This window comes from Actinomycetospora sp. (assembly GCF_055612215.1).
The window spans coordinates 1-7,958 of sequence record NZ_JBVPVA010000446.1; the positions used below are offsets into that span (position 1 = coordinate 1).

Annotated in this window: 8 protein-coding genes; 4 read left to right on the top strand and 4 right to left on the bottom strand. The window is 75.7% G+C overall.

Going from position 1 to position 7,958, the window contains the following annotated elements; genetic code table 11:
- Both AC0CYZ_RS12525 and AC0CYZ_RS12530 read left to right on the top strand, forming a co-directional pair.
- On the top strand, window positions 1-843 hold an 843-nt coding region (locus tag AC0CYZ_RS12525), incomplete at its 5' end, for an MFS transporter (RefSeq protein WP_472215746.1).
- A gap of 25 nt (window positions 844-868) precedes the next feature.
- Entirely contained in the window at window positions 869-1,507 is a 639-nt protein-coding gene (locus AC0CYZ_RS12530; protein WP_472215748.1) for a nucleoside/nucleotide kinase family protein, read from the top strand.
- 1 nt (window position 1,508) lies between these two features.
- Here the strand turns inward: AC0CYZ_RS12530 and AC0CYZ_RS12535 are convergent, their stop codons facing one another.
- Genes AC0CYZ_RS12535 through AC0CYZ_RS12545 form a run of 3 tightly spaced genes read right to left on the bottom strand, consistent with a single transcriptional unit; the run spans window position 1,509 to window position 4,145 of the window.
- Window positions 1,509-2,153 (bottom strand): FAD-dependent monooxygenase, encoded by a 645-nt coding sequence (locus tag AC0CYZ_RS12535; protein WP_472215750.1) that lies wholly within the window; start codon window positions 2,151-2,153, stop codon window positions 1,509-1,511.
- Window positions 2,075-2,734, bottom strand: coding sequence for an FAD-dependent monooxygenase (locus AC0CYZ_RS12540; protein ID WP_472215752.1), 660 nt, complete (start codon window positions 2,732-2,734; stop codon window positions 2,075-2,077). The genes AC0CYZ_RS12535 and AC0CYZ_RS12540 overlap by 79 nt, the downstream gene beginning before the upstream one ends.
- A gap of 16 nt (window positions 2,735-2,750) precedes the next feature.
- On the bottom strand, window positions 2,751-4,145 hold the full coding sequence (locus AC0CYZ_RS12545; RefSeq protein ID WP_472215754.1) for an FAD-binding oxidoreductase: 1,395 nt from the start codon (window positions 4,143-4,145) through the stop codon (window positions 2,751-2,753).
- A gap of 88 nt (window positions 4,146-4,233) precedes the next feature.
- On the opposite strand from AC0CYZ_RS12545, the gene AC0CYZ_RS12550 reads away from it, so the two are divergent.
- A complete protein-coding gene (locus tag AC0CYZ_RS12550; protein WP_472215756.1) occupies window positions 4,234-5,559 on the top strand; it encodes a CoA transferase in 1,326 nt (441 codons plus the stop codon).
- A 68-nt stretch (window positions 5,560-5,627) separates the two neighbouring features.
- Here AC0CYZ_RS12550 and AC0CYZ_RS12555 read toward each other — a convergent pair whose 3' ends face one another.
- Window positions 5,628-7,556 carry a glycoside hydrolase family 15 protein gene (locus AC0CYZ_RS12555; RefSeq protein WP_472215758.1) on the bottom strand — a complete coding sequence of 643 codons (1,929 nt, stop codon included), beginning with the start codon at window positions 7,554-7,556 and terminating at the stop codon, window positions 5,628-5,630.
- 84 nt (window positions 7,557-7,640) lie between these two features.
- Here AC0CYZ_RS12555 and AC0CYZ_RS12560 point away from each other — a divergent pair.
- On the top strand, window positions 7,641-7,958 hold a 318-nt coding region (locus AC0CYZ_RS12560), incomplete at its 3' end, for a siderophore-interacting protein (protein ID WP_472215759.1).

Genomic DNA, 7,958 nt, shown 5'->3' on the forward strand with positions numbered 1-7,958 from the left:
GTCTACTTCTTCTCCGGTCCGGGCTTCCTCTCCGGCGGGTGGCGCTGGCCGTTCCTCGCCTCGATCGTGCTCATCGGCATCGGCCTGTTCGTGCGGCTGACGGTGCTGGAGTCGCCGGCGTTCGCGGCGCTGCGCAGCCGCGGCGCGGTCGCGAAGCTGCCCCTGGTGGACACGCTGAAGTACCAGTGGCGCGACGTCCTCAAGGCGATGTTCGTGCGCACCGCCGAGCAGGCGCCGTTCTACCTGTTCACCTCGTTCGTGCTGGTCTACGGCACCAAGACGCTGAAGCTGGCCCAGACCGACCTGCTGCTCTACCTGATCGTCGCGGCCCTGATCGGCATCGTCTCCGTGCCGTTCTTCGGCTGGCTCTCCGACCGCCTGGGCCGACGCGTGGTCTACGGCGCCGGGGTGGTGCTGACCGGCCTCTACGCGTTCCCGTACTTCTGGCTGCTCGACACCCGGGTCGGCGGGCTCGTGATCCTCGGCATGATCCTGGGCCTCGTCTTCCACGACATGATGTACGGCCCGCAGGCGGCGCTGATCTCCGAGAGCTTCGGCACCGGGGTGCGCTACACCGGCGCGGGGCTGGGCTACCAGCTCGCGTCGGTCATCGCGGGCGGGCCGGCACCGCTGATCGCGGCCGCCATCCTCGCCGCGACCGGGACCTACACCTGGATCGCGATCTACATCATCGGCTGCGCGGTGGTGTCGCTGATCGCGCTGTCGCTCATGCACCCGCGTCCGCCGGACGAGGACGACCAGCACTCCGAGGAGGACGCGCCGGTGCCGATCATGGAGGGCGAGTCGGCGCGCGTCGGGGACGGGCCGGTCGCGCAGGCCTGAGCCCCGGCGGGGATCCTGGGCGGTGATGACGCGCCCGTCGATCCGCCCGCTCAGTCCCGACGCCCTGCTCGACGCGCTCGCCGAGGAGGTCCACGCGCGCCGGGGTCCCGACAGGGGCTCGGTGCGGGTCCTGCTCGACGGCGCCGCCGCCGCGCGACCCGACCGGTGGGCCGACGGGCTCGTCGACCGGCTCCGGGGCCTCTCGCGGGCGGTGCTGCGGGTGTCGGCGTGGGACTTCCTGCGCCCGGCGTCGCTGCGCCTCGAGCGCGGACGGACCGATCCGGACGCGTTCTACGACGACTGGCTCGACGCCGGGGGGCTGGTCCGCGAGGTCCTCGCCCCGGCCGCGCAGGGCCGCCCCGTCCTGCCCCGGCTCTGGGACGTCGAGACCGACCGCGCCGTACGGGCCGCCCGGGTGGACCTCCCGGCGGGCGGGGTGGTGCTCGTCGACGGCCCGCTGCTGCTCGGGCGCGGGCTGCCCGCGGAGCTCGAGGTGCACGTGTCCCTCTCGTCCGGGGCGCTCGCCCGGCGCACCCCCGAGGCCGACGCGTGGACCCTCCCCGCCTACGAGCGATACGCCGCGGAGGTGGACCCGGACGCGATCGCCGACCTCGTCGTGCTCGCCGACCACCCGGACCGCCCGGCGCTGCGGTTCCGCGCCTGAATCACGCCGCGGTGCGCCCCGGCGGGGCGACCGCCCGGAGGTCCGGGAGCTCGATGTCCTCGGCCCGGTCCGGGCCGAGGCTCCCCAGCAGGCCCGTCACCGCCCGGACGGGCCGGCTCCCGACGAGCGCCGCGGCCCGCCGGAGGACCGTGATCCCGGCGCGGGTGCGGGGATGGGCCAGGCCCGGCGCACCGGGGGCGATCTTCTGGGCGCGCTCGACGTAGGGCCGCAGCCGCGCGTCGTAGGCGGCGAACGCCTCCTCGACCCGGTCCGGGCCGTGCGCGGCGAGCTCGCCGGCCAGCACGTAGGCCCCGACGAGCGCGCACGAGGTCCCCATCCCGGACAGCGGGGACGGGCAGTACGCGGCGTCCCCGACGAGCCCGACCCGGCCGGCGTGCCAGCGCGGCAGCCGCATCTGCCCGATGAGGTCGAGGTAGAGCGGGGCGTCGTCGAGGGCCTCGAGGATGCGCGGGGCCTGCCACCCGGCGTCGGCGAACGTGCGCCGCAGGACGAGCCGCTGCTCGTCCTGGCCGAGCTCCTCGAACCCGCGGACGCCGGTGGTGAAGGTCAGCAGCGCGCGCGTGGCCCGACGTTGTCCGGGCGCAGGCCGAGCGTCCGGCCGCCGGGCGCGTTGTACCAGCGCCACCAGCGGTCGTCGTCGGGACGGCGCGGGATCGTCAGGTAGGCGGTGTAGAGACCGAGGTCGTGGACGCGGGCGTCGGGCATCACCAGCGCGCGGGTCCGGGAGGTGAGGCCCTCGGCGACCACGACGACGTCGAAGGACCGCCCCGGGCCGCGCCGGAAGGTGACGTCCACCCGGTCGTCGTGGGACTCCAGGCCGGTGATCTCGTCGCCGAAGACGTACTCGGTGCGCTCGACGGAGCGCTCGTAGAGGATGCGGGCGAGCTCGCCGCGGAGGATCTCGGCCTCGGCGGTCGGGCCGCCGACGTCGCCCGGCCCGGCGGGGAACGACGCGACCTCCGCGCCGTCCCCGTCCTCGAACCGCAGCCCCTCCTCGCCGGTGCCCGCGGCGAGGACGTCGTCCTCGATCCCGGTGCGGCGCAGCACCTCGCGGGCCGCCCCGCGGACGTCGATGTTGTGCCCGGCGTCGCGCAGGCCGTCGTAGCGCTCGACGACGGTGGTCGACCATCCCGCCTCCGCCAGCCAGTGGGCCAGCATCGGGCCGGCGACGCTGGCGCCGGAGATCAGGACGCTCGGGGTGCTCACCTCACGGGCTTACCCCTCATCCGCCGACCCCGCATCCCGGGTTGAGCAGGCCGTCCGGGTCGAGGGCGGCGCGGACCCGGCGCATCGCGGCCAGGGCGCCCGGATCCCCGAGCTCGGCGAGCGCGTCCGCCTTGGCCCGCCCGACCCCGTGCTCGCCCGACACCGCCCCGCCCAGGGCGACCCCGGCGGCGAGCACCTCGTGGAGCGTGGCGTGGAGCTCGGCCGCCTTCTCCTCCGCCTCCCCGGGCCCGAAGACGGCGAGGTGGGCGTTGCCGTCGCCGAGGTGCCCGCAGCCGAGGACCCGGGCGCCGTGCCGGTCGCCGGCCGCCCGGGCCCGGTCGAGGAACTCGGCGAGCGCCGAACGCGGCACCACGACGTCGACGATCTCGTCGGCCCCGCGGGCCTTGATCGTCCAGAACGTCTGCTCGCGGGCGGCGACGAGGCGGCGCGCGGAGCCGTCCGGGAGCGCGTAGACGTCGAGGGCGCCGTGCTCGGTGAGCAGCGCGCCGAGCTCGACGAGGTCCTCCTCGACGCGGTCCTCGCGGCGCCCGACGAGCTCGACCAGCAGGTAGGCCGTGGCGGCGGCGCGGACGTCGTCGGGGACGCCGAGGGCGAGGTCGGCGGCCGTGCAGATCGCGTCCATCGTCGGGTCGTCGAGGTATTCGCAGAGCGCCGGTGCGAGCCCGCTCCCGACGGCGCGGGCGACCGCGGCCGTCGTCGTGGCCAGGTCCGGGAACGGCGCGAGGACGGTGCGACGGACGGGCAGGTAGGGCTGGAGGCGGACGGTGACCTCGGTGACCAGCGCGAGGGTGCCCTCGGAGCCGGTGAGCAGCTGGGTGAGGTCGTAGCCGCTGGAGACCTTCGCGATGCGGCCGCCGGTGCGCACGACGGTGCCGTCGGCCAGCACCGCCTCGAGCCCGACGACGTGCGCCCGGGTCACGCCGGAGCGGACCGCGTGCATCCCGCCGGCGTTGGTCGCGACGGTGCCGCCGAGGCTCGCGCTCTGCTCCCCTGGGCGGACCGGGTAGGTGAGGCCGTGCTCGCGGGCGGCGGCGTCGAGCTGTTCCAGGGACACCCCGGGCTCGACGACGGCGACGTGGTCGGTCGGGTCGATGGAGCGGATCGCGGTCATGCGGTCGAAGGCGACGACGACCGCGCCGTCGGGGGCGTTGGCTCCGCCGGAGAGCCCGGTGCCGGAGCCGCGCGGGACGAGGGGGGTGTGCGTCGCGCGGGCGGCGTCGACGACGGCGACGACCTCGGCGGTGCTGCCCGGCCGGACGACGTGCGCGGGGGTGCCGTGGGGGACCGCGAGGGCCTCGTCGTGGGCGAGGTCGAGGGCGGCGTCATCGGTGCCGTCGAGCACGTGCGCGGCGCCCACCGCGGCGACGAGCCGTTCCCGGAGGTCACTCATGGTGCCCCAGCTTCCTGCAAGCGAAGCCCTATCGGCGTGCTCCCCTGATCGCTTGCGCCCAGTGGCAGTAAATCCACATCCTCACGGAGTGACCGACCCCCGCGACGTCGCGCTCCGTGATCTCTGGGCCCGCCTCGACGCGTCCGGCCCGCCGCCGGCTCCCCGCTGGCGGGGCGACTCGACCGGCCTGGCCTCGCCCCTGCCCGTCGACGCCCTGGCACAGGGGTCCGTCGCCGCCGCGGCCGGGGCGGCGGTACTGCTGGCCGGGACGCCGATGCCCGAGATCGACCCCGTCCTGATCGGGAGCTCCTTCCGCGCCGACCAGCTGATGCGGATCGACGGCGAAGCCCCGGGCGGGTTCGCGCCGCTGTCGGGGTTCTGGCGCGCCGGCCGGGGCGGGCGGAGCGACGGGGGATCGAACAGCGGCTGGGTCCGCACCCACGCCAATTACCCGCACCACCGGACCCGCCTGCTCGCCGCACTCGGGCTGCCCGAGGACAGCCGTCCCGACGACCTCGCCGCCGCCCTCGCCGCCCGGCCCGCCCGGGAGGTGGAGGACGTCGTCGCCGCGGCCGGCGGGATCGCGGTCGCCGTGCGCGACCGCGCCACCTGGGCGTCGTCGGGACCCGGCCGCGCCGTCGCCGACGAACCCCTGGTGACGATCCGGCGCAGCGACACGTCCACCCCCGGCGTCGGGACCCGGATCCGCGTCCTGGACCTGACCCGCGTGATCGCCGGGCCCGTCGCCACCCGCACCCTCGCACTCGCCGGGGCCGACGTGCTGCGCGTCGACCCGCCGCACCTGCCCGAGATCCCCGCCCAGCACGCCGACACCGGCCTCGGCAAGCGCACGACGATCCTCGACGCCGCGGACCCGCGGGTGCGGGAGCTGGCCGACACCGCCGACGTCGTCGTCACCGGCTACCGCCCGGGTGCGCTCGACCGCTTCGGCCTCGCGCCCGAGGATCTGCTCGCGCGTCGGCCCGGCCTCGTCGTCGTCCGGCTCGATGCGTGGGGCTGGACGGGTCCGTGGGCGGCGCGACGGGGGTTCGACAGCATCGTGCAGGCGGCCTCCGGGATCGGGGTGGCGTGCGGGACCGAGGACCGGCCGGGTGCGCTGCCCGCCCAGGCGCTCGACCACGCGACCGGCTACCTGGCCGCCGCATCCGCGCTGCTGGGGCTGGCGGAGCGGCCGACCCGCGGCGGCTCGATCCGCGAGCTGGCGCTGGCGCGGACGGCGGAGTGGCTGTGGTCCGGGCCCGTCGGCGGGCTCGACGACGCGAACCGGGTTCCGGCGGTCGAGCCGGTCCGGCAGTCGCTCGGCCGGCTCGAGGTGCCGCCCCCCGTGTTCGGCGGCGAGTGGGCGGGGCCGGCCCACGAGCTCGGGGCCGACGATCCGGTGTGGGCCCGCTGACGACCGGGCTCTACTGCCACTGGGTGCAAGCGTCGACGCTTCGCTGGCACTGAAGGGCTCGCCCCCCGCTACCGCCGGGCCGCCTTCCTCTCCGCCCGCACGATGTTCATCACGGCCTGGATGAGCCCGAGGTGGGTGAACGCCTGCGGGAAGTTGCCCAGGTGCCGCCCCGAGTGCGGGTCGATCTCCTCGGCGTAGAGGTGCAGCGACGACGCCGAGGCCAGCAGCTTCTCGCAGAGCGCCGTCGCCCGCTCCACCTCGCCGATGACCGCCAGCGCCGACACCAGCGCGAAGGAGCAGATCGTGAACGTGCCCTCCTCGCCCGAGAGCCCGTCGTCGGTGTCCTCCACGAGGTAGCGCAGCACCAGGTCGTCGGTCGTGAGCTCGTCGGCGATCGCGAGCACCGTCGCCCGGCAGCGCGGGTCGTCGGGGGAGAGGAACCCGACGATCGGCATCAGCAGCAGCGACGCGTCCAGCGCCGTCGTGCCGTAGTGCTGGCAGAGCACCCCGCGCTCGTCGACGGCGTTCACCAGCACGTCGTCGCGGATCTCCGCCGCGGCCCGCGCCCACCGGTCCTCCCGCTTCGCGTCGCCGCGCAGCGCCGCCAGCCGGGCCCCGCGGTCGGCGGCGAGCCAACAGGTGATCTTCGAGGTCGTGAAGTGCTGCGGCTCGCCGCGCACCTCCCACGGCCCCCGGTCGGGCCCGCGCCAGTTCTCCAGCGCCGCCTCGACCTGGGTCACGACGATGCGCCACAGCCGGTCGTCGAGCCGGTCACGGCTGCGGACGTACTGGTAGATCGCCCCGACCGCGGCGCCCCAGACGTCGTGCTGGGCCTGGTCGTAGGCGCCGTTGCCGATGCGCACCGGGTAGGCGCCCTCGTAGCCGTCGAGGTGGCCGAGGACCTCCTCGTCGAGCCGCGACCGCCCGTCGACGCCGTACATGATCTGCAGCTGCCCGGCCGCGGCCTCGGCCGCCTCCGCGACGAAGTAGAAGAAGTCGTTGGCCTCCCAGTCGAAGCCCAGCGCGTACAGCGCCCACAGCGCCAGCGCCGAGTCCCGGATCCAGGAGTAGCGGTAGTCCCAGTTCCGCTCGCCGCCCGGCGTCTCGGGCAGCGACGTCGTGGCCGCCGCCGCGATCGCGCCGGTCGGGGCGAAGGTGAGGCCCTTCAGCGTCAGGGCCGAGCGCTGCAGGTAGGGCAGCCAGCGGTGGTCGGGGAAGTCGCCGCGGTCGAGCCAGTGCCGCCAGTGGTGCTCGGTCCAGGTCAGCCGGTCCAGCGCCTCGTCGACCGTCGACGGCGGCGCGTGCTCGCTCCACGACAGCGCGAAGAAGCGCCACTCGCCCTCCTTCACCAGCGTCCGCGACGTGGCGTGGGCGCCCTCGAAGCCGACGTTGGTGTCGGTGGTGAGCAGCAGCGCGGGGCCCTCGTGACCGCCGGACGCCCGCGCCGTCCGGTAGCTCTCGCCCGGGTAGGTCCACCCGGCCGGCGTCCGCCCGTAGTCGAACACCGGGGCGCACTCCATCCGCAGCTGGACCTGCCCGGACAGGCAGCGCGCGACCCGCAGCAGCACGTGGTCGGCGTCGTAGTCGGTCGGCGCGCGCATGTGCGAGCCGGACCGCTCGCCCTCGTGGTGCCACGGCCCCATGAGCAGGACGTCGAGGACCTGCAGCCAGCCGGTCCGGGTGCACCACGTCGTCTCGAGCACCATCGTGCCCGGCACGTAGCGCCGCGCGGCCGGCACGTCGACGCCGTCGGGGGAGACCCGGAACGTGCCCGCGTCCCGGTCGAGCACCGCGCCGAACACGCTCGGCGAGTCCATCCGCGGCAGGCACAGCCACTCGACGGCGCCGTTGGGTGCGACGAGGGCCGTCGTCTCGCAGTCCGACAGGAACCCGTAGTCGGCGATCGGCGGGAACGGGCTCGCCACCAGACCCGGGACGTGGCCGGTCCGGGCCACCTGGTCGTGGACGGGCGCGGCGTCGGTCTGCGGTGCGCTCACGAGCGGCGATGCTGCCCTACCCGCGTGGCGGGCGGGTTCCGGGCCTGCGACGACGGGTGAACTCCCGCCGTTAGCGTGACGGGCATGGTCGTCCGGAACGCCCCCGTCATCACGCAGGTGGCCCACGACGTCGAGCCGGTGCGGGTCGAGGTCGTCGACGCCCGCGACGTGACGCCGCGGATGCGCCGGGTGCGGTTCCGGGCGACGACGACGGGTGCGGTGGCCGCGCTTCCCGTCACGGGCCCGACCGACCACGCCAAGCTCTTCTTCCCCCTCGAGCCCGGCGGGGAGCCCGAGCGCCCGGAGATCGGGCCGCGCGGGCTGGTCGCGCCGCCCGCGGGCCGGCCACGGCCCTACCGGGAGTACACGCTGCGCGCGGTGGACGACGACGCCGTCGAGGTC

What these genes read in the sequence shown, in the direction of transcription:
- AC0CYZ_RS12530 (WP_472215748.1), top strand. Translation starts at nt 869, where the DNA reads ATGACGCGCCCGTCGATCCGCCCGCTCAGTCCCGACGCCCTGCTCGAC.
- AC0CYZ_RS12545 (WP_472215754.1), bottom strand. Translation starts at nt 4,145, where the DNA reads ATGAGTGACCTCCGGGAACGGCTCGTCGCCGCGGTGGGCGCCGCGCAC.